The organism is Halomonas hibernica, assembly GCF_013183775.1.
Taxonomy (GTDB): Bacteria; Pseudomonadota; Gammaproteobacteria; order Pseudomonadales; family Halomonadaceae; genus Vreelandella; species Vreelandella citrativorans.
On record NZ_VIFN01000003.1, the window covers coordinates 82,467 to 102,451 of the forward strand.

At 52.6% G+C, this 19,985-nt stretch carries 17 protein-coding genes; 10 read left to right on the forward strand and 7 right to left on the reverse strand.

Going from position 1 to position 19,985, the window contains the following annotated elements; translation table 11 throughout:
• Positions 1-196: 196 nt before the first annotated feature.
• Positions 197-958 carry a TlyA family RNA methyltransferase gene (locus FKN99_RS06410; protein WP_172117311.1) on the forward strand — a complete coding sequence of 254 codons (762 nt, stop codon included), beginning with the start codon at positions 197-199 and terminating at the stop codon, positions 956-958.
• Between the two features lie 7 nt (positions 959-965).
• Here the strand turns inward: FKN99_RS06410 and mscK are convergent, their stop codons facing one another.
• Positions 966-4,301, reverse strand: a complete 3,336-nt coding sequence (gene mscK / locus FKN99_RS06415; protein WP_319941243.1) for a mechanosensitive channel MscK — start codon at positions 4,299-4,301, stop codon at positions 966-968.
• Between the two features lie 181 nt (positions 4,302-4,482).
• Between mscK and FKN99_RS06420 the strand changes: the two genes are divergently transcribed.
• The 4 genes from FKN99_RS06420 (at position 4,483) to FKN99_RS06435 (ending at position 6,619) form a co-directional block, all read left to right on the forward strand.
• Positions 4,483-5,514: a phospholipase A gene (locus FKN99_RS06420; protein WP_172117313.1), complete on the forward strand. Its 1,032-nt coding sequence runs from the start codon at positions 4,483-4,485 to the stop codon at positions 5,512-5,514.
• Positions 5,515-5,590: 76 nt separating this feature from the next.
• Entirely contained in the window at positions 5,591-5,923 is a 333-nt protein-coding gene (locus FKN99_RS06425; protein ID WP_172117107.1) for a DUF883 family protein, read from the forward strand.
• A complete protein-coding gene (locus tag FKN99_RS06430) occupies positions 5,923-6,327 on the forward strand; it encodes a phage holin family protein (protein ID WP_172117108.1) in 405 nt (134 codons plus the stop codon). Before FKN99_RS06425 ends, FKN99_RS06430 begins: the two co-directional genes overlap by 1 nt.
• Positions 6,302-6,619, forward strand: coding sequence for a YqjK family protein (locus FKN99_RS06435; protein ID WP_172117109.1), 318 nt, complete (start codon positions 6,302-6,304; stop codon positions 6,617-6,619). Before FKN99_RS06430 ends, FKN99_RS06435 begins: the two co-directional genes overlap by 26 nt.
• 21 nt (positions 6,620-6,640) lie before the next feature.
• Here the strand turns inward: FKN99_RS06435 and FKN99_RS06440 are convergent, their stop codons facing one another.
• Positions 6,641-7,825: a BaiN/RdsA family NAD(P)/FAD-dependent oxidoreductase gene (locus FKN99_RS06440; RefSeq protein ID WP_172117110.1), complete on the reverse strand. Its 1,185-nt coding sequence runs from the start codon at positions 7,823-7,825 to the stop codon at positions 6,641-6,643.
• A 132-nt stretch (positions 7,826-7,957) separates the two neighbouring features.
• Here FKN99_RS06440 and FKN99_RS06445 point away from each other — a divergent pair, with 132 nt between their 5' ends.
• Positions 7,958-9,037, forward strand: coding sequence for an efflux RND transporter periplasmic adaptor subunit (locus FKN99_RS06445; RefSeq protein ID WP_172117111.1), 1,080 nt, complete (start codon positions 7,958-7,960; stop codon positions 9,035-9,037).
• The gene (locus tag FKN99_RS06450; RefSeq protein WP_172117112.1) at positions 9,037-12,144 is read left to right on the forward strand and encodes an efflux RND transporter permease subunit; all 3,108 of its coding nucleotides are present in this window, start codon (positions 9,037-9,039) and stop codon (positions 12,142-12,144) included. Before FKN99_RS06445 ends, FKN99_RS06450 begins: the two co-directional genes overlap by 1 nt.
• 104 nt (positions 12,145-12,248) lie before the next feature.
• Here the strand turns inward: FKN99_RS06450 and FKN99_RS06455 are convergent, their stop codons facing one another.
• Entirely contained in the window at positions 12,249-12,677 is a 429-nt protein-coding gene (locus tag FKN99_RS06455) for a DUF3617 domain-containing protein (RefSeq protein ID WP_172117113.1), read from the reverse strand.
• Between the two features lie 136 nt (positions 12,678-12,813).
• Here FKN99_RS06455 and FKN99_RS06460 point away from each other — a divergent pair, with 136 nt between their 5' ends.
• Positions 12,814-13,023: a CPXCG motif-containing cysteine-rich protein gene (locus tag FKN99_RS06460; RefSeq protein WP_087106752.1), complete on the forward strand. Its 210-nt coding sequence runs from the start codon at positions 12,814-12,816 to the stop codon at positions 13,021-13,023.
• An 18-nt stretch (positions 13,024-13,041) separates the two neighbouring features.
• Here FKN99_RS06460 and FKN99_RS06465 read toward each other — a convergent pair whose 3' ends face one another.
• From FKN99_RS06465 to FKN99_RS06480, 4 genes are all read right to left on the reverse strand, one after another.
• On the reverse strand, positions 13,042-13,863 hold the full coding sequence (locus tag FKN99_RS06465) for an ABC transporter permease subunit (protein ID WP_172117114.1): 822 nt from the start codon (positions 13,861-13,863) through the stop codon (positions 13,042-13,044).
• On the reverse strand, positions 13,860-14,771 hold the full coding sequence (locus FKN99_RS06470; protein WP_172117115.1) for an ABC transporter permease subunit: 912 nt from the start codon (positions 14,769-14,771) through the stop codon (positions 13,860-13,862). Before FKN99_RS06470 ends, FKN99_RS06465 begins: the two co-directional genes overlap by 4 nt.
• Before the next feature lie 34 nt (positions 14,772-14,805).
• On the reverse strand, positions 14,806-16,023 hold the full coding sequence (gene potA, locus FKN99_RS06475; protein ID WP_172117116.1) for a polyamine ABC transporter ATP-binding protein: 1,218 nt from the start codon (positions 16,021-16,023) through the stop codon (positions 14,806-14,808).
• Positions 16,024-16,117: 94 nt separating this feature from the next.
• Positions 16,118-17,221, reverse strand: coding sequence for a polyamine ABC transporter substrate-binding protein (locus tag FKN99_RS06480; RefSeq protein ID WP_172117117.1), 1,104 nt, complete (start codon positions 17,219-17,221; stop codon positions 16,118-16,120).
• 358 nt (positions 17,222-17,579) lie between these two features.
• Here FKN99_RS06480 and ahpC point away from each other — a divergent pair, with 358 nt between their 5' ends.
• Both ahpC and ahpF read left to right on the forward strand, forming a co-directional pair.
• A complete protein-coding gene (ahpC, locus tag FKN99_RS06485; RefSeq protein ID WP_172117118.1) occupies positions 17,580-18,143 on the forward strand; it encodes an alkyl hydroperoxide reductase subunit C in 564 nt (187 codons plus the stop codon).
• Between the two features lie 232 nt (positions 18,144-18,375).
• A complete protein-coding gene (gene ahpF / locus FKN99_RS06490; protein WP_172117119.1) occupies positions 18,376-19,932 on the forward strand; it encodes an alkyl hydroperoxide reductase subunit F in 1,557 nt (518 codons plus the stop codon).
• Positions 19,933-19,985: the final 53 nt, after the last annotated feature.

The window sequence follows — 19,985 nt, forward strand, 5'->3', positions numbered from 1 at the left end:
GGAGTCATTGTGACGCCTCATAATGGCGCTATTGTGAGCACCGCAGGTAACGGATGACGAGCTTGATAGCGTCAAACAGTCTTTATATCGCAGTTGGGGAGTCTCTCGCTTGCCAGATACCGAGTTACAGGCCCTTGAAGGGTCTCACTCGCCACTTAACCCGTTATAGCCACGCGTTTAATTAACCATGTCATCAATGTTAAGACTCGATCAACTACTGGTCAGCCAAGGGTTAGCCAGTTCGCGTACACGTGCCCAGCGGCTTATTCGCCATGGGCGTGTGCGTTTAGAGGCGCCTTCGCGCGTGCTTACCAAACCCTCTGAAAAGTGGCCTGAGGATACACCGCTATTGGTCGACGACGACCCTGAGGAGCGTTATGTCTCTCGCGCCGGTTTAAAACTTGAAAGCGTATTAACGGTTTTAAATAAGCGCCTGGATGACCATGTCATTTTGGATGTAGGGCAGTCCACGGGGGGCTTTACCGACTGCGCGCTACACTTTGGCGCACGCCACGTGGTGGGTGTAGAAGTTGGCCATAGTCAGCTCGCGGAATCGCTACGTACCAACCCGCGTGTTACGTGCCTCGAAGGCCTTAACGCCAGGCACATGAGTTCATCCGTAGCACTGCAAGAAGCGATTACCGCGACTCCTATTGATACCGCAGTGATGGACGTCTCCTTTATTTCTCAGACGCTGATTTTGCCGGAGATCGCCGCACTGCTGCCAACAGGAGGAGAGCTAATTTCGCTGGTTAAACCTCAGTTTGAACTAACCCCTGGAGCGCTGGATAAGCGGGGCATCGTTCGACGCACGGCCGACTACCACGCGGTGGAAGAAAAGATTCGCAAGGCCTGTGACGCTTGTGGGTTAGCGGTGCAGCACTGGCAAGAGAGCCCGATTACCGGAGGAGACGGTAATCGGGAGTTTCTTCTTCATGCCCTTAAGCCTACCCCCTGACATACGCCTAACTGTGCGTAGACGGCGGTAACTTATTAATTGACTGCACTTTGACCGACTCCCCTTGGTCACGGTGCAGCCATACATCCATCTGCTCAAACGCCACACGAACACCTGCTTTTTGAAACAGCTCATTTACCCGACAATTGATTTCATCCGTCGCAGGCAAGCGCTCCTTGATGTCATCAACAAAAATGCGCAGCTCAAAATTGAAGCTATGGTTGCCATAGCTCAAACAGAACACCTGAGGCTCCGGGTCAATCAACACCCGCTCGTTTTCATCTGCCGCCTGGCGTAAAAGCTGATGCACTTTGGCCAAGTCCGAGTTATGCGCAACGCCATACGTCAGCACGACCCTGGTCACGTTATCTGAAAGTGACCAGTTAATAAGCTGATCCGTCACAAAGGTTTTATTGGGAATAATAATTTCTTTGCGATCGAAGTCAGTAACGGTTGTTGCTCGTATCCTTATGCGGTTCACGGTCCCGTGCAAGTTACCCAGCGTAATCGTATCCCCAATGCGGATAGGCCGCTCGAACAGGATAATCAAACCTGAAATGAAGTTGGCAAAGATTTCCTGTAACCCAAAGCCCAGCCCCACACTGAGCGCCGCCACCAGCCACTGTAACTTGTCCCAGGAAACGCCCAGAGTGGCCAACGCAATCAGCATGCCCGTACCCACAATCGCATACGAGAGCAGCGAACTGATGGCATAGGCACTGCCCTGCTTTAGTGCCAAGCGAGACAAGACCATTACCTCTAAAAGGCCAGGCAGGTTACGCGCCATAATAAAGGTGACCGCGACCACCAGCAGCGCGGCAATAACATCCGTGACAGACAGTTCACTGCCAATCAAATCCTCATCGCCAGAATCCCACAGGGAAACGTGATCCAGATATCCCACCACGGATAAAAGATCCGACCAGACAAGATATAAAAGTAAGCTGAAGCCGATTAATAAAATCAGCTTGGAGAGGCGTAGCGACTGAGTATTGATTTTCTCCATATCCAGCGGCGGCTCTTCCACCACCTCCAGCCCCCCTTCAGCTTCCTCCTGCGCTTGAGCACGTCGGGCAAGTGCTCGTCGGTAAGCCAAGCGTCTGGCGGCAACAGCCAAACTACGCACTACCGTCGCCTCAACAACCACCCACAGCCCCAATAAATAAAGCGTGATAGCAAACCGTCCCGCCAAACGCAGTGCGGTATATTCATACCCCCACACGATCAAGCCCACCAATACGAGCGGGATGGCAGCCATGGCGAGTCCCAACACCAAACGGAATAAGCGAAGCCCAAAAAAAGGAACATGTGCCAAAATCAGCTTCGTTAGCCACCAGCTCATGGCTAACAGCCCCGCGACCATCAGGCCCAGTGCAATAGGACGCAAGGCTAGAGGTGCTTGCACCTGCCCCGATATTGTCGCAATCGCTATCACCGGAACCAGCGCAAACCCCAGCCAACGTAATAGCTTACGAATCTGGGCGTTATAACGAGCAGGCCAGGTAAAGTGCCGTTCGGCAACGCCATCAGGTGCGAGCAAACGCCGCCCCCACGCCACCACCCCCCAGCTTAACGCGAGTTGCATTAACGCAGGCGCAATACTGTGGGTTAATGCATCGTCTGTTTCGCGAAGCCCTACTCCAACACCGGCTAGCATCAACGGCCCCGGAATAGCCAATAGCGCGTTTAACAGCACTGCTTTTGGTGTGTGTAACTGAGTATCGCTTTTTAAACGACCAATCTGAGAATGGATAGTCGCCAAGCGCTCTTTTATCCGCGCGCGTAACCCGATGAGCAACAGACCAAGCAGCATCCATGGCAGCCCAAACACTATTTTCCAGGAAAGCGCCTGCCAGTGGTTTGAAAAAATGACTCGCCACTCGCCTTCTCGCCACTCCAGGCGAATGTTGTTGGGCAACTGGCGCAGCCAGTTAATATCCACAGGCTGACTGTTAGCGACCCAAAATAACTGCTCATAAATGGTGGTACGTAGCTCGCGTGTCGTGGTGAGCAGCTGCTTCTGATTCAGCTGTAGCTCAATCGCAGAACTTAAAAGGCTGCTGTAGGATTGCTCCAACTGCTCTACCAGCTCACGACGCTCTCTATAAATCTGGTTCAATGCGTCGATCACACTTGGGGCTGCCTCAAGGCCTGCCTCCTCCACGCGCTGAATGGCTAACCGTCTGCCGTGGCGCAACTGGTCACTCTGGCGGGTTAAATCAAACTGTCTCAATCGAAGATCCGCAATTTCATCCTGCAAATGTCGATGCGGAACTGGCGTAGGCAATGATTGGCGCTGCTCATTTAAAATAAGTGATAACAAATGACTCCCACGCATGGCATCGATCTGTTCATTGAGACTACGTTGCAATTGGAGTACATAGTCCAGATCACGCTGCGCCTCAAAATTTTCACGCAAGATAGTGTTGCTGCGGTCAGTTGCCTGCAGCAGTTCCTGGCTTATGCGTTGATTAACTTGCTGGGCATCACGTATGACAGGGTTGCCCTCAGCCAAAAGTGAATTATCCACGATGGCCTCGGCCGCCACTTGCTCAGACTCAAGGGTACGCTGAAGGTCAATGGCATCCTCAAGTAAACCCAAACGCTTTTCCTGGTAATCAATTTGCAACGAAAAGAGGTCACGCCGTTGTTGCGCGAGCTTACGCAATCGGCTATTAACACTTAACTCTTGTTGGTTATAAGCGGCATCTCGTTCCGCCAAGAGACGTGCCAAGCCAAGCTGTATGAGCTGCGCATCCTTTGAGAGTGAGAGCTGGCTATCCGTTAATAGCGCTTCGCGATCATCGTACTCGCGGCGTAGCGTTTCAGCACGTTGAAGGGCATTGGAGATTGCCTGCTGGGCTCGCTCGGGTAACGTAATCGAGGCCAGTAACTGCGAGTTTACATCGGCCAACTCCCCTTGCAGCTGCTGCAGTTCAAGGACAGCATCTGCCTGCTGTGACGTTAAATCGTCCAACGGCATATCGGCGAACGTTTGGGCAGTTAGCTGCCGAGAATTCTCTTCCACCTCACTCAGCGCAAGCTCTAACTGGTACAACTGTTCAGGCGCCTCACCAACCCGCTGGTTAAGTACCTTTAAACGTTCATCATTAGCATCCAAACGTTGGTAAATTTCCAGCGCGGCCCTTAAATTGGTCTGCTCGCTAACCTGCTGCGCGGTCAGCTCACCGTCTACTGAATCGAGCGCTGCCAAGCGCGCTGCTATTGTCTCTTGTGAGGGTACTTGATCAACGTCAAAGGCGCCCTGAACGCTAACGCACACCGTCATCAAATAAAGCGCCAATAGCACCTTCAAGGTATAATTACAGATACATCTAACCACGGTTGATATACCCTCAGAAAAAAATGATAGTGGTAAAAATTAAATACCAGACATTGTCAGGGGTTCCATTGACCTGCGCAACGAAGAGGTTGACTTACTCTCTTGGCATGTATAGAAACGACTCTGATAATTGATCCTTCCCCCTTATTATTTGCGAGTCGCTTCAATGGTCACCCGAAAAATGGTCACCCGAAAACTGCTGTATGCAAGCGTAATAGCCTTGCTAAGCACAGTAACGTACAGTAGTTCTGCCTTAGCCGACTCCCAGGAAGAAATTGAAGCGCGTATTCGTGAGCTCAATAGTGAACTCTACCAGCTTCAACAACAACTAAATAACCAGACAGCACTTGGCGACACGTCTTCAAAAGTAACGGTAGAGCAACCACCCGAAGTCGCTGCTCGTGAAGATATCATCGAACGCCGGCTGCTTGAGCAAGAATCAACACGCAACCCCTTTTCGATCACCACACACCGCCTTAACTATTTGTTCCCTGTCAGCTATAACGCAAAACCGAATGCTGAGAATTTTCGGGAAATTACCACTGACTCAGGCGCGGATCGCTACGAAATCAAGTTCCAATTAAGCGTTAAAGCCAACCTGGTAGAAGATGTTTTCGGCGATGTGGGGGACCTCTATTTTGGCTATACCCAGCGCAGTTGGTGGCAGGCTTACAATACCGATGCCTCCTCCCCGTTTAGAGAAACCAATTACGAACCCGAGCTGTTTATCGACTTCGATAACGCTTGGGATGCGCTTGGCTGGGTAAATACACGCAATCGCGTTGCATTTAATCACCAATCGAATGGCCGCTCAGACCCTCTCTCGCGCAGTTGGAACCGCGTCTACCTGGAAAGCACATTTCAACGTGGCGACTGGGCAGTTACGCTCGCTCCTTTTTGGCGCGTTCCAGAGTCTGCCAGTGATGATGATAATCCTGATATTGAACGTTATATGGGCTATGGCGATATCCATATTGCCAAGCGGCTCAATAACAATCATGAAATCAGCGCGTTATTTCGAGGCAACCCGGGCGCAGGTAACTATGGCACTCAAATTGACTACAGCTGGCCTACGTTTGGCAACCTGCGCGGGCACATCCAGTATTACTATGGCTATGGTGAAAGCATGATTGACTACGATGATCGTGTTAACCGTCTAAGCATTGGTTTTAGTTTAAATCCCCTGTTTAGTGCGACGGGTTTGAACCGGTAAAAAATGGCCTTGTCTATCATGTGCCGGCTGCTATGCTGATATAGATTAATTCATTCATTCGTCAAAGGAAGACAAAATGGCTAAGCGTCAATTCGATACTGAGCACCGCGCTGACCAGTGGAAAGAAGATCTGCGCCACTTAAGCGACACCATAGAAGAACTGGTTAACGCAACGTCCAAGGATGCCAGCAGCGAAATGCACGACCTTCGTGCTCGTGCAGAAAGCCGCCTTAAAAACGCTCGTGAACGCCTGGAAGCTCGCGGCGAGCGAATTTATGATGAAACCCGTGAAACGCTTTCAAATCAAGTTGACTGCTGTGATCGTTATGTACGCGAAAACCCGTGGTCCAGCATCGGTATCGGCGCAGCCGTCGGTCTATTAGTAGGTATGCTGCTCGGACGCCGCTAATGTCTTTGGGGCCAACCCAACGCGTATTTTCTGCCGCCAAGCGCTTGGTAAGGTCACTGGTCGCTAACAGTGAAACCCGACTGCGTTTGGCGGTTTTAGAACTCGAAGAAGAGCGCGCTCGTTTAGTCACCCTGTTTCTTTTGACCGGCGCCAGCTTATTACTTTTATTGCTAGGTGTAATAACGCTTACCGCGCTAGTCATCGTGGTTTTTTGGGACTCTTACAGGCTGCTGGCGATTGGTGTCAGCGCGGGTGTCCTAATAGCAGCCAGTTTATTATTGGCAGCCATTGCTATTCGTCAGGCCAAACGGCATACGTTTTTAAAAGAAACGCTTAAACAACTAGCGGCTGATCGTGCTCTGCTTGAGGTGAAAAGCGATGAAGCAAACCAACAAGAGCGTTAAGCCGCCCAACCGCTCTAAGCGTATAAGCCGTGCTGAGCGCAAAGCAGCATTACTTGCACAGCTTGAGCAGCAGCGCATTGATATTCTGGTATGCAGCGATTATCTACAGCGTTCGGCCTCCCCACTTGATCAAAAGTGGCGCAGCATCAAGTTACCGCTTTATGCCGCTGGCGGTCTGCTCGCCTACAAATTTGTACGCAGACCGGGCGGAGTAATGGCAGCCGGTAGAAAAGCACTTGCAGGCTATATGCTTTTTCGCAAACTGAAGCTGCTTTCTAACGTTGTTACTTAATTGCCGGGCCGCACATGCGGCCTAGCAAGCTTGCCCACAAGCAACCCCACTCGCCCACGCCCACTGAAAGTTATACCCTCCAAGCTCACCGGTTACATCCAGCACTTCTCCTATAAAGCGCAGTTGAGGCACATCTTTCACCTCAAACGATTTCGATGAGATAGCGTCTGTATTGACCCCGCCCATGGTTACCTCTGCCGTACGCCACCCTTCAGTGCCCGCTGGTTTAAGCTGCCATTGGTTAAGCCGATAGGCCCATTGATCTACTTCATCGTTACTGTATTGAGCAAGCGGCGCTGCCTGATTCGAGTCTGGGTACCACTCTAAAAGTGCCTGAGCAAAGCGTTTGGGAAAGCGCTCTCCCAACCAGGTGGATAGCTGACGTTTGGGCGTTGTTTGACGCGCCTCACGCAGTGACGCGGCGGCATCCTCGCCCGGCAATGTATCAATTTCTATGGATGAGCCGGGTTGCCATACGCTGGATATCTGTAGCATAGAGGGGCCCGACAAGCCCCGGTGCGTGAACAGCATCGGCTCAACAAACCGCCGCCCTGCACAGCTCACCGCGACAGGCAAGCTGAGTCCGGAAAGCGCAGCACTGCGCTCCTTCCAGAAATCACTCAGGGCAAAAGGCACTAGCCCAGGTCGAGTAGGTAACACGTCCAGGCCAAACTGGCGTGCCAGCTCATAACCAAACCCGGTGGCGCCCATCGTGGGAATCGATAAACCACCGCTCGCCACCACTACAATCCCAGCATCAATGCTCCCCATGGATGTCATCAGGCGCATGGCGTCGCCTTGCCTGGCGACTTTATTGATCTGGGTATTTAGCGCTATTTCTACACCCGCCCATTCGCACTCTGTCCATAGCACTCGCACAATCTCTTTAGCCGACGTTGCACAGAATAGCTGTCCAGGGGCTTTTTCCACGTACTCGACGCCATGCCGGTCAACCAGCTCTACAAAGTGTTCCGGCCGATAGCGCTTAAGCGCGGAAATACAAAAATACGGATTTTCAGAGTAAAAATGCTGAGGTGTGGTGCCAAGATTGGTAAAGTTGCAGCGGCCACCGCCGGACATCAGTATCTTCTTACCTGCCTTGTTGGCGTGGTCGAGTACCAGCACGCGTCGGCCTGCATAGCCAGCCTGTGCAGCGCACATTAGGCCTGCGGCACCGGCGCCGATAACCACGACATCATAAACCATAGAGAATTGCTCTTGGGGGAGAAGACTCGCATTTTAACAGTTCAAGACCAAGAGAAAATGTTTCTTCACGTTTCATGACATCATATAAGAGTGCTAACCAGGATTACCCCCACGCCTGATACCGAGAAACCTATGTCCGCGTATGCCCGACCGTATTTGCTTGTTTTGCTCTTTGTTTTACTCTCGAGTCCCGCCCAAGGGCAAACCGCAGCACAGCCTGCACCTTCTGTGATTGGCAGCCGCGCAGAAATAATGACGTGGTCTGACCCACTGGAAGCCTTGGGCACCCTGCGTGCCGATGAGAGCGTTACGCTTTCTGCGACGGTCACCGATATTGTGGCCGAGATCAATTTTGAGGATGGCGCCCAGGTTGAACAGGGGCAAGTACTGATTCGCCTGGACGATGCCGAAGAGCAAGCCCAGTTGCGCTCAGCTCAAGCCATCAGTGACGAACGAAGTAACACGCTTGGTCGTACCATCCAGCTACAGGAACGCAACCTGGCCGCTCGGGCGGACCTCGAAGACTTTCAAGCACAGCTTCGCCAAGCGCAAGCCAATACACAGGTTATCGAAGCGCGGCTTACCAACTACCAAATCAAAGCGCCGTTCAGCGGCCGCGTGGGGTTGCGTACCCTTAGTACCGGCACACTGGTAACGCCCGGCATGGAATTGGTAACGCTCGACAAGCTGGATGTGATGAAGCTTGATTTTAGCGTTCCTGAACGCTTTCTAAGCCGCCTTTCAATCGGGCTGCCGCTTAGTGCTACGACAGCCGCCTACCCCGACGATAGTTTTACTGGCGACATTGCCAGTATCGATACACGCATTGACCCTGTCTCGCGAAGCGTTAACGTGCGAGCCGTGCTTGAAAACCCCGATATGCGCCTTCGGCCGGGTATGTTGATGGAAGTGGTCGTTCAACAGCGCGTACGCGATGCCATCGTGCTGCCCGAAGCGGCACTCGAACCCAGTGGCGACCAACACTATGTCATGGTGATTGACCAAAGTGGTCCTACCCCGCGCCTTGAAAGGCACAGCGTAGTGATAGGTGAACGGCGCTATGGGCAGGTAGAAATTCTTGAAGGCATTGAAGCTGGCGACCTGGTGGTGGTTCACGGCTTGCAACTGGCAAGAGACGGGCTGGAAGTACGTTTACTGGGCATCGTGGACGATGAAACGAGTATTCGCGCCTTATTGGAGGCCGATCGATAATGCGTCTATCGGACATTTCCGTACAGCGACCCGTGCTTGCCATGGTCATCGCCGCGCTGATCATTGCCTTTGGCTTGCTGGCGCTTAATCGGCTTCCTCTGCAAGAGTATCCCACCGTGGATCCTCCCATCGTCAGTATTGATACCCGCTATCCGGGCGCGTCCGCCGATGTCGTCGAAACGCGCATTACCCAAGTATTGGAAGACCGAATTGCAGGCGTCGAGGGCATTGAGTTAATTACTTCCCGTAGCGAAGATGGCCGATCGCGCATTGAAATTGAGTTTGGCATTGAAATGGATATCAACGCGGCGGCGAACGATATCCGTGACCGAATTTCGGGTGCCTTGCGTAACCTGCCCGACGATGCCGACGCTCCGGAAGTCACCAAGGCCGATAGCAGCGAAGAGATCGTGGTATGGCTAAGCCTCTCGGGCGCCGACTACTCAATTACCGAGCTTACGGATTACGCCAACCGCTTTCTGGTTGACAGCCTGTCTGTGCAACCGGGCGTTGCCCGCGTTCGTATCGGCGGTGGCCGGGATTACGCCATGCGCGTATGGCTGGACCGCAATGCACTTGCCGCTCGCGGCCTGACCGTCGGCGATATTGAAGATGCCCTGCGCGCCGAAAACGTTGAGCTACCAGCTGGCTCCATTGAATCACAAGATCGCCAGTTTATCGTTCGCCTCCCGCGCAGCTTTGCAACCGCCGATGACTTTAAACGCCTGGCTCTAAATCAATATGATAATGGCTATCTAGTACGGCTGGACGACGTTGCCCGGGTAGAGGTCGGCTCGGTAGAAGATCGCTCCGTATTTCGCGCCAATGGTATTCCCATGGTCGGGCTTGGCATCGTTATGCAGTCGACCGCTAATGTCATTGAGCTTTCAAGTGCAGTGCGGCATGAGTTGGAGCGCCTTCAAGAGACGCTCCCCGAGGGCATGACGCTTGGCCTAACCCATGATGCCTCGGTCTTTGTTTCCGGTGCCATTAAACAAGTCGTGATGACCCTGTTTATTGCCATGGGCCTGGTCGTCGTGGTGATCTTTTTATTCCTGGGTAACCTGCGGACCACGCTGGTGCCTGCCGTTACCGTTCCTATTGCGGTCATTGGGGCTTTTACCGCGCTTGCCGTAATGAACTTTTCAATCAACTTGCTCACTCTGCTGGCGCTGGTGTTGGCGATTGGTTTGATTGTTGATGATGCCATTGTGGTACTGGAAAATATCAATCGCCGCATGCACGACTATGGTGAAACGCCGCTGGTAGCCGCTTTTAGAGGAACACGCCAGATCGCGTTTGCGGTTATTGCCACCACGCTGGTGTTGGTCGCGGTATTTGTTCCGTTAAGCATGCTGCAGGGCGACATTGGTCGGCTCTTTTCCGAGTTTGCCCTCACGATGGCGGCAGCCGTTGTTTTCTCGACACTCCTGGCGCTTACCCTAACCCCCATGATGGCGTCCAAGATTCTTAAACCCGGCATGCACGACAGCGCCGTGGGTAAAGGTGTCCAGTGGCTACTGGGTGTTACTCAGCGACGTTACCAGCGTATCCTTGAGTGGCTGCTTGCACGCAGTTGGATAGTTGTCGGGGTGTTTGCGCTGTTGATCGCCATGACGGCATGGCTGACTACCGAGCTACCCAATGAGTACACCCCACAAGAGGATCGTGGCAACTTTATCGTATTGGTGAATGGCCCTGAAGGCGCCACCTTCGATTACATGATGGACTACATGGATGAAATCGAAGCACGACTGGCTCCCCTGATAGAAACGGGTGAGCTTGAACGTGTGGTCGTGCGTGCGCCACGCGGCTTTGGCAATATCGAGAATTTTAACGGCGGTTTTGTCATCATCAATATGGCCGATTGGGGCAGCCGCCGCAGCGCATGGGAAGTAATGGATGACGTGCGAGCGCTGCTAAGGCCGCTGCCCGGCGTTCAGGCGTTCCCCGTTATGCGCCAGGGCTTTGGTCAACGTACACAAAAGCCTGTGCAGTTTGTGATTGGCGGCGGTAATTACGCAGAACTCGCTCGCTGGCGCACCCTGCTGATGGACTATGTGCGGGAGGATAACCCACGCATTACGGCGCTTGAAAGCAACTATAACGAGACCCAGCCACAGCTCAGTGTCGAGATTAACTATGAGCGGGCAGCAGCGTTGGGCGTAACGATTACCGAAATAGGCCGTACGCTTGAAGTGCTGTTAGGCGGTCGCAACGTTACCCGCTACGTGGATAACGGCGAAGAGTACGACGTGATTATCGAAGGTGATCGCGATCGGCAGAACAGCCCCCGCGCCCTGGATAATATACAGGTACGCTCGGCACGTTCTGGTGAACTGATCCCTCTCGCAAGCCTCGTGACGCTTACCGACGTTGCTGGCGCCAGCACGTTAAACCGCTTTGACCGTATTCGAGCCATTACCATCGAGGCCAACCTGGCTGACGGCTACCCGCTTGGGGAGGCGCTTACATATCTACAAGCTACCGCCGACACGCTGTTGCCCGAAGAAGCACAAACCAACGTGGCAGGCCCTTCACGTGATTTTCAGCAGGCAAGTGGCGCGACCACCTTCCTGCTGATATTAGGCGCTATCGTGGTATTTCTAGTGCTAGCCGCACAGTTTGAAAGCCTTATCCACCCCTTTGTCATTATGTTGACAGTACCGCTCGCGATGAGCGGCGCCCTATTGGCGCTTTTGCTAAGCGGGCAGTCGCTTAACATTTATAGTCAGGTTGGCCTGGTACTATTGATTGGTCTGGCTGCTAAAAATGGTATTTTAATCGTCGAGTTTGCCAACCAGCTACGCGATGAGGGCAAAGCCTTTCGTACAGCGCTCATTGAAGCCTCCGTCACCCGGCTACGACCTATTTTGATGACCGCAATCACCACCATGGCAGGTGCCATACCACTGATTATTTCAAGCGGGCCAGGCGCTGAATCCCGCCTGGTGATTGGCACGGTGATAATGGCAGGCGTTGGTGCGGCGACACTGTTCACGCTGTTTGTAGTGCCGGTTGCATACGACCTTTTGGCACGTCATACCGGCTCCCCCGGTGCGGTTAAACGGCGTCTGGAAGAGGAAATTTCCGACTCCGCCGGTTAGCGACGTATTGCTGCTTTTCTTTCTAGAGGTAAAGAAAGGCTATCGGTCAAAAAAAGGGCGCCTCTTCAAAAAGAGGCGCCCTTTCCAGGCATCAACGCAAGTGATTATTCACACTCACCTACACGCTGACCTTCAATAGCGGTATTCATGGTCAGCTCGCCCATTGGCGACTGAGTGAGAATATCAACGCTGCCGCTGATTTGCTCGCCCATAAAGCTCATATCGCCATCAATATTGGCTTCACCACCCTCTGCGCGACATACCATGCTGTAAGAGAGACCGTCAGCACTCATTTCCTGATTGAGAAGCTCGCAGCCATCTTCTTCTTCGATAAACCCAAACTCGGCGCCTTCAAGGTCATCCTGAGTAATACATTGACGCTCGGTTTCCGTTTGATCCGGAATATCCATGTCGCCACTGATGCTGGTCACGCTGACGAACTCCCACTCGCCTGGGGTAACATTCGGTGTTTCCGCCAAGGCGACCATCGGGAAGGCCAAAGTGGCCGCTACTACCATGTTTCGTAACATCATCGTTTCTCTCTTTAGCACGTTGAAAAACAGTCCGTGGAAAACCGCGTATATCCTACCTGATTCATCACCGCCATGCCCGGCTTCGCGCAGACTGCTACACTGCCGCCAAGCTCCAAACTTTTAAAGGTAGCTGCTTATGCACGATGATGCCCTGGTAAACCACGATTTTAACTGCCCCTATTGCGATGCGCCTCTGACGTTTGTCATCGATACATCTCAAGGCAGCCACGCCACGTGGGAAGATTGCCATCAATGCTGTGCGCCTATTCAGCTTGAAATCATCATCTCGCCCATGACCGGCGAACTTGAAGCCGTGTTAACCGGCCGAGACGATGACGTTTTCTAGCCTGACGCCTCCTTATTGCTAATTTATTTGCCGCTTGGCTTCGCTACGACGCATCAGGTACCACGCCAAAAACGTCACCAGCGATACCGTCAAAATAATCAGCGTCGCCAGCGCGTTAATTTTAGGCGATACGCCCATGCGTACGGATGAAAACACCACCATGGGCAGCGTATTGGCGCCAGGACCAGACACAAAGCTTGCGATGACCAGGTCATCCAACGACAGAGTGAAGGCAAGCAGCCAGCCCGCCGCTAGCGCAGGGGCAATAATGGGCAGCGTGATAAAAAAGAATGTTTTAAGCGGTGGTGAACCTAAATCCATTGCCGCCTCTTCTATCGAGCTATCCAACTCGCGCAGCCGTGCCGCCACTACAATGGCAACGTAAGCGCTGCAAAAGGTAGTATGCGCAATCCAGATAGTGCCTACACCACGGTCGGCGGGCCAGCCTGTCAGCTGTGCCATTTGAACAAATAGCAGTAGCAACGACAGCCCGGTAATGACCTCGGGCATGACAAGGGGTGCCGTTACCATGCTGGAAAGCGCCGTTTTTCCACGGAAGCGTCCAAATCGCGTCATTACAAACGCCGCGACCGTTCCCAAACATACCGCCATGCTCGCGGCAAAAAACGCGATTTTTAGACTCGTCCATACTGCCGAGAGAATTTGTTGGTCCTGGAACAGCGCCCCGTACCACTGGGTTGAAAAGCCCGCCCACACGGTAACGAGCCTGGAAGAGTTGAAGGAGTACACCACCAACACCGCCATCGGCAGATAGAGGAACACCAGGCCGAGTATCAGCATCACGGTTGAAAAATGCGGCCGCCGTCGTACTACGCTCATTCTTCAAGCCCCCGAGACTGGTAACGGTGAAACCAAACAATCGGTATTAACAGCAGCAGTAACATCACCATTGCCAGCGCCGAGGCAACGGGCCAATCGCGATTAAGGAAAAACTCCTCCCAAAGTACCTTACCAATCATCAGCGTATCCGGACCGCCCAATAGCTCGGGAATAACAAACTCGCCCACGGCCGGGATAAATACCAACATTGACCCCGCAATAATTCCCCCCATCGAAAGGGGCAGCGTTACCTTGATAAAAGTATTGAGTTTACGTGACCCAAGGTCCGAAGCGGCCTCCAGTAGTGAATTATCCAGCCGGGTTAGATGGGCATAAAGCGGCAACACCATAAAGGGAAGATAGGCATAGACAATACCTATCACCACGGCAAACTGCGTGTTCATCATTCGTAAAGGCGTATCGATCAGACCCAACCCTATCAGTAGATTATTGATAAGGCCGCTGTTACTTAAAATTCCCATCCAGGCATATACTCGAATCAAAAACGAGGTCCAGGAGGGCAACATCACCAGCAACAACAATAGAAGCTGCCAACGTGCCGGAGCACGGGCCATGGCGTACGCCATCGGGTAGCCGATCAACAAACAGGCCACGGTTGAGATAAACGCCGTTTTCACAGATCCCCAATAGGCGGCTGCATACAGCGAATCGGAGAGCAAAAACAGATAGTTGCCCACGTTTAAAAAGATATGCAGGGTCTGGTTGGTATACTCAAGCAGCGGCCCATAAGGAGGGATCGCCACAACTCCTTCTGACAAACTGATCTTCAGTACCAGGCCAAAGGGCAGCAAAAAAAACAGCAGTAGCCATACAAGCGGCAAGGCAATCACCGCCCGACGCCCTAACTGTAAGCGTTTGAACAGGACGGTGAGTTGAGATGGCATCATCGCAAGCAATCTCCCAAGTAGCCAGAAAGGGCCATTAGCGGTTCAACACGATGGCACTGTGGTCTTCCCAGTAGACATACACACTGTCTTCCCAAGTTGGCCGGTCACCTCGCCGTTCGGTATTCGCCATGCTGACCTTAATCAACTGACCCGAGGCGGTGCGTACGTAGTAAAGCGAAAAACCACCCAGGTAGGCGATATCGTGGACCTTACCCTCTGCCCAGTTGTAGTCAGACGAGGGTTTCTCACGCGTTAGCCAGATTTTTTCCGGGCGCAGCGCTGCCCATACCCGCCGATCAACCGCTTGAGTTGTAATGCCGTGGTCGATATAAATGGGGCGTTCAAGCTCAGGCGATACGATTTGGCAGTGGTCAGCGGCATCTTCCACAATCTCGCCTTCAAACAGGTTCACCGTACCGACAAATTCCGCCACCATACGGCTGGCTGGGCTTTCATACACATCGACCGGCGAGCCGACCTGCTCAATCCAGCCATCGGCCATAATGGCGACACGATCCGCCATGGTCATGGCCTCTTCCTGATCGTGGGTCACCATAATGCAGGTCACGCCTACCTGCTCAATAATCTCGACCACTTCCAACTGCATTTCAGTACGCAACTTTTTATCCAGCGCGCCCATGGGCTCATCAAGCAGCAACAGTTTTGGCCGTTTGGCGAGGGAGCGCGCCAGCGCCACCCGTTGACGCTGGCCACCGGAAAGCTGATGCGGCTTACGCTTGGCAAAGCGTTCCATATGCACCAGTTTCAGCATTTGCGCCACGCGCGCATCTACTTCAGCCTTGGCAAGCTTGTCCTGTTTTAGCCCAAAGGCAATATTTTGCGCCACCGTCATGTGCGGAAATAGCGCATAGGATTGAAACATCATGTTAATCGGGCGCTTGTAGGGCGGGACCGCAGTAATGTCTTGACCGCCCAGCAAAATATGCCCGTCCGTGGGAGTTTCAAACCCGGCAAGCATACGCAACAGCGTCGACTTCCCCGAACCCGACCCGCCTAAAAGCGCAAAAATCTCACCACGCTTCACCTGTAAATTTACATTATCTACCGCCAAGGCCTCGTCAAAGCGCTTACATAAGCCTTTAACTTCTAGCACGATGTCTTCTGCAAACCGCGGTGTCTTGCCTTGTGGGCGCTGTACCGCCAAGGGAGACGCTGCCGTTTCGTTCACTGAAGGTTCGTTTGCCGAGGGTTCGCTCGCCGAATTTCCGTCCGACAGGGGCGTAGTGACCATTCGCCACTCCCATCAAAAGGCCCGGAAAACCGGGCATTAAAAGATGAACAGCGAGACAGGCAAAAGGCCTGGCTCGCTGCCGGATGAGGTTAGCTTAACGGCCAGACTTTACACGGTTCCACACACGCGTACGGATACGTTGTACCGGCTGTGGCATGTCAAGCGCCACATACAGGTTTTGCATAACCTCGGCTTCGGGATAGATCGCCGGGTCATTCAGAATTTCTTCCGGAAGGTAAGCATCGGCCGCCGCATTGGGGTTGGCGTAGCTGACGTAATCGGTAATTTCTGCGGCAATTTCCGGGTCCAGGATAAAGTTAATAAAGGCATGGGCGTTTTCAGCATTGGGCGCGTCCGCCGGGACCGCCATAACATCAAACCACAAGGCGGCGCCTTCTTTAGGAATGCTATAGCCAATGTCAAAATCACGCCCTGCTTCCTCGGCACGCTCAGCAGCCTGGAATACATCGCCTGAATATCCGCCTGCCACACAAATATCGCCATTGGCCAAGTCAGATACGTAGCGTGAAGAGTGGAAATAGGTAATATCATCGCGCACGGCGCTAATCACTTCACCGGCGGCTTCAAAGTCTTCCGCGTTTTCGCTTAGCGGGCTCAGGCCCAGGTAAGCCATGGCCGCGGGCAGCATTTCCTCACCCGTATCCAGCATTGAAATACCGCAACCCGCCTTTTTTAACGCGGAGGTAATTTCAGGGTCAAATAGCATTGCCCAACTATCTACCGGCGCATCATCGCCCAGGATTTCTTTCACGCGCTCAACATTGTAGCCAATACCGTTAGTGCCCCACATGTAAGGCACTGAGTAGTCGCCATCAGGGTCAATCGCGTCTAAATTTTCCATCAACTCGGTATTGAGATTTTCCAGGTTAGGTAACTGCTCTTTATCAAGCGCTTGATAAACGCCCGCTTGGCGTTGACGCGTAAAGAAGTGCGTAGAAGGCACCACTACGTCATACCCCGAACGGCCTGCCAGCAAGGCAGCGTCAAGCGTCTCATTACTATCATAAACATCGTAGGTAACATCAATGCCGGTACGCTCGGTGAATTTTTCAAGCGTTTCCGGTGCTATATAATCTGACCAGTTATATACCCGTACCTCATCGGCATGGGCGACTGTCGCCGCTGCGGCTAAAGAAACGGCCGCAACGGCCCCGGAAAGTTTGTGAATGTTCCCCATTTCGTGCTCCTCATTATCCAAAAACAGTTATTCAGCAACGGTTATTCAAAAACAGCTCTTCAAAACAGTACCATCTAGATTAACGCCAGCCATCAGCCACTCGCCGTTAGCATAGGCTTTTCTACTGAACGTGCGAATTTTGCGTCGCAGCGGTCTCTATCGCAAGTCAATGTGAAAGATTCTTGCATTATAGTGGGCCTGCCCCCACTTCAAGGTCTGCGGAGCGTAGATAGGCTGCTGCATAATAGTAAAAGACTATACGCTAAATGGTGTTTTTCAATTTTAGCTATCAGGAAAATACCCCTACTATAGTCCTCAACATTTTCACCTTCATTCACAAGACACGGAGATAATCTGGATGTCCTTGATCAACACTGAAGTAAAACCGTTTAAAGCTACCGCCTATCTAGATGGCGAATTTATCGATGTCACCGACGCTGACCTGAAGGGAAAATGGTCCGTCTTCTTCTTTTATCCGGCTGACTTTACGTTTGTTTGCCCAACGGAGCTTGGCGACCTAGCCGACAACTACGAAGCCTTCAAAAAGCTGGGCGTTGAAATTTACAGCGTTTCAACCGATACCCACTTCACCCATAAAGCATGGCACGATAGCTCCGAAACGATCGGCAAGCTTCAGTACCCAATGCTGGCCGATCCCACGCTGCAAATCTCGCGTAATTTTGAAGTCCTGATTGAAGAAGCAGGCCTTGCAGAACGCGGCACGTTTGTTATCGATCCCGACGGTAAAGTTCAGATCGTTGAAATCAATGCGGGCAACATCGGCCGTAATGCCGAAGAGCTACTGCGCAAAGTTAAAGCTGCCCAGTATGTTCGTGAAAACCCCAACGAAGTATGCCCGGCCAAATGGAAAGAAGGCGAAGAAACACTCGCGCCCTCTTTAGACCTCGTTGGCAAAATCTAAACGGCGAGTGCTGCCATCTTCGTTATCTTAACCGCTCTTGAAGCGCCGCTTACGATAACGGCTTAACCAGATGGCAGCCTAACACCCGGGCTTTTTTCACCCGGGTGTTCTCTTTACATCGCGCTATTTGTTCTCCCTTTTATACCGATCTTCGCTGTGATTATCACAAGCGCGGGCTAAATGTGGCTAAGGGTTGAGAACACCTTTTACAGATTACGAGGAATTCACTGTCATGTTGGACGCTAATTTAAAAAATCAGTTGAAAGCTTACTTGGAAAAAGTGACTCAACCGTTCGAGATCGTTGCGTCCCTTGATGACGGTGACAAGTCACGTGAACTTCACGGCTTGTTGGAAGATATCAACGGGCTGAGTGACATGATCACCCTGAAAACGGATGGTCAGGATAGCCGCACACCCTCTTTTGCGATCAACCGCACAGGTGAAGAGACGGGTGTTGTATTTGCCGGTATCCCCATGGGCCACGAGTTTACATCGCTGGTTCTGGCACTGCTGCAAGTAGGCGGACACCCACCGAAAACCTCTGACGAGGTGCTTAATCAGATTAAAGCGCTCGAAGGCGACATGCTCTTTGAGACCTACTACTCGCTGTCCTGCCAGAACTGCCCCGATGTGGTTCAGGCGTTAAACCTGATGGCGATCTTTAACCCCAACGTCCGCCATGTGGCGATTGATGGGGCGCTCTTCCAGGACGAAGTTGAAGAGCGTGAAATTATGTCAGTGCCCAGTATTTATCTAAACGGTAAGCCGTTCGATCAGGGCCGCATGACCCTTGAGCAAATTCTGGCCAAAGTGGACACGGGCGCCGCCGACCGCGAAGCCAAAAAGCTAAGCACCAAAGCCGCATTCGATACGCTGGTGATCGGCGGTGGCCCCGCGGGTGCTGCGGCTGCCATTTATTCTGCACGCAAAGGCATTAGTACCGGTGTTGCGGCTGAGCGTTTTGGTGGCCAGGTATCGGATACCATGAGTATCGAAAACTTTATTTCGGTCACTCATACAGAAGGTCCCAAGCTTGTTAGCGCGCTTGAAGAGCACGTCAAGGATTACGACGTTGATGTAATGAACTTGCAAACGGCAACTGCCTTTAAAGCCGCTGAGGCCGAAGGTGGCTTGCACGAAGTGACCTTTGAGTCAGGTGCAAAACTCAAGAGCAAAACACTGGTTCTGGCGACCGGCGCCCGTTGGCGCGAAATGAATGTCCCCGGCGAGCAGCAATACCGCAACAAAGGCGTTGCTTACTGCCCGCACTGCGACGGCCCGCTATTTAAAGGCAAGCGCGTCGCGGTTATTGGCGGCGGCAACTCTGGCGTTGAAGCTGCCATTGACTTGGCGGGCATCGTTGCTCACGTCACCCTTTTCGAATTTATGGGTGAAATGCGTGCCGATGCGGTACTGCAGAAAAAACTTAAGAGCCTGCCCAACGTGGACATTATCTTAAATGCTCAAACCACCGAAGTAACCGGTGACGGCAGCCGCGTTAATGGCCTGACCTACAAAGACCGCAACACCGATGAGACTAAAAACATCGCGCTGGAAGGCATCTTTGTCCAGATTGGCCTGGTGCCAAATACCGAGTGGCTGAAAGACTCGCCCATCGAAATGACGCCGCGCGGGGAGATCATCGTCGACTCTCACGGCATGACCTCGGTACCCGGCGTATTTGCCGCGGGTGATGTTACCACGGTGCCTTACAAGCAGATTATTATTGCCATGGGCGAAGGCGCAAAAGCCTCACTTGGCGCGTTTGATTACCTGATCCGTAACTAATCGCCAAGCACCAACACCCAAAAGCGGGTAGTGGTTTTCCACTCCCCGCCTCC

Excerpts from the sequence above, each read along its gene's own strand:
- FKN99_RS06410 (WP_172117311.1), top strand. The coding sequence starts at position 197 with ATGTTAAGACTCGATCAACTACTGGTCAGCCAAGGGTTAGCCAGTTCG.
- FKN99_RS06420 (WP_172117313.1), top strand. The coding sequence starts at position 4,483 with ATGGTCACCCGAAAACTGCTGTATGCAAGCGTAATAGCCTTGCTAAGC.
- FKN99_RS06425 (WP_172117107.1), top strand. The coding sequence starts at position 5,591 with ATGGCTAAGCGTCAATTCGATACTGAGCACCGCGCTGACCAGTGGAAA.
- FKN99_RS06430 (WP_172117108.1), top strand. The coding sequence starts at position 5,923 with ATGTCTTTGGGGCCAACCCAACGCGTATTTTCTGCCGCCAAGCGCTTG.
- FKN99_RS06435 (WP_172117109.1), top strand. The coding sequence starts at position 6,302 with ATGAAGCAAACCAACAAGAGCGTTAAGCCGCCCAACCGCTCTAAGCGT.
- FKN99_RS06440 (WP_172117110.1), bottom strand. The coding sequence starts at position 7,825 with ATGGTTTATGATGTCGTGGTTATCGGCGCCGGTGCCGCAGGCCTAATG.
- FKN99_RS06445 (WP_172117111.1), top strand. The coding sequence starts at position 7,958 with ATGTCCGCGTATGCCCGACCGTATTTGCTTGTTTTGCTCTTTGTTTTA.
- FKN99_RS06450 (WP_172117112.1), top strand. The coding sequence starts at position 9,037 with ATGCGTCTATCGGACATTTCCGTACAGCGACCCGTGCTTGCCATGGTC.
- FKN99_RS06455 (WP_172117113.1), bottom strand. The coding sequence starts at position 12,677 with ATGATGTTACGAAACATGGTAGTAGCGGCCACTTTGGCCTTCCCGATG.
- FKN99_RS06460 (WP_087106752.1), top strand. The coding sequence starts at position 12,814 with ATGCACGATGATGCCCTGGTAAACCACGATTTTAACTGCCCCTATTGC.
- FKN99_RS06465 (WP_172117114.1), bottom strand. The coding sequence starts at position 13,863 with ATGAGCGTAGTACGACGGCGGCCGCATTTTTCAACCGTGATGCTGATA.
- FKN99_RS06470 (WP_172117115.1), bottom strand. The coding sequence starts at position 14,771 with ATGATGCCATCTCAACTCACCGTCCTGTTCAAACGCTTACAGTTAGGG.
- potA (WP_172117116.1), bottom strand. The coding sequence starts at position 16,023 with ATGGTCACTACGCCCCTGTCGGACGGAAATTCGGCGAGCGAACCCTCG.
- FKN99_RS06480 (WP_172117117.1), bottom strand. The coding sequence starts at position 17,221 with ATGGGGAACATTCACAAACTTTCCGGGGCCGTTGCGGCCGTTTCTTTA.
- ahpC (WP_172117118.1), top strand. The coding sequence starts at position 17,580 with ATGTCCTTGATCAACACTGAAGTAAAACCGTTTAAAGCTACCGCCTAT.
- ahpF (WP_172117119.1), top strand. The coding sequence starts at position 18,376 with ATGTTGGACGCTAATTTAAAAAATCAGTTGAAAGCTTACTTGGAAAAA.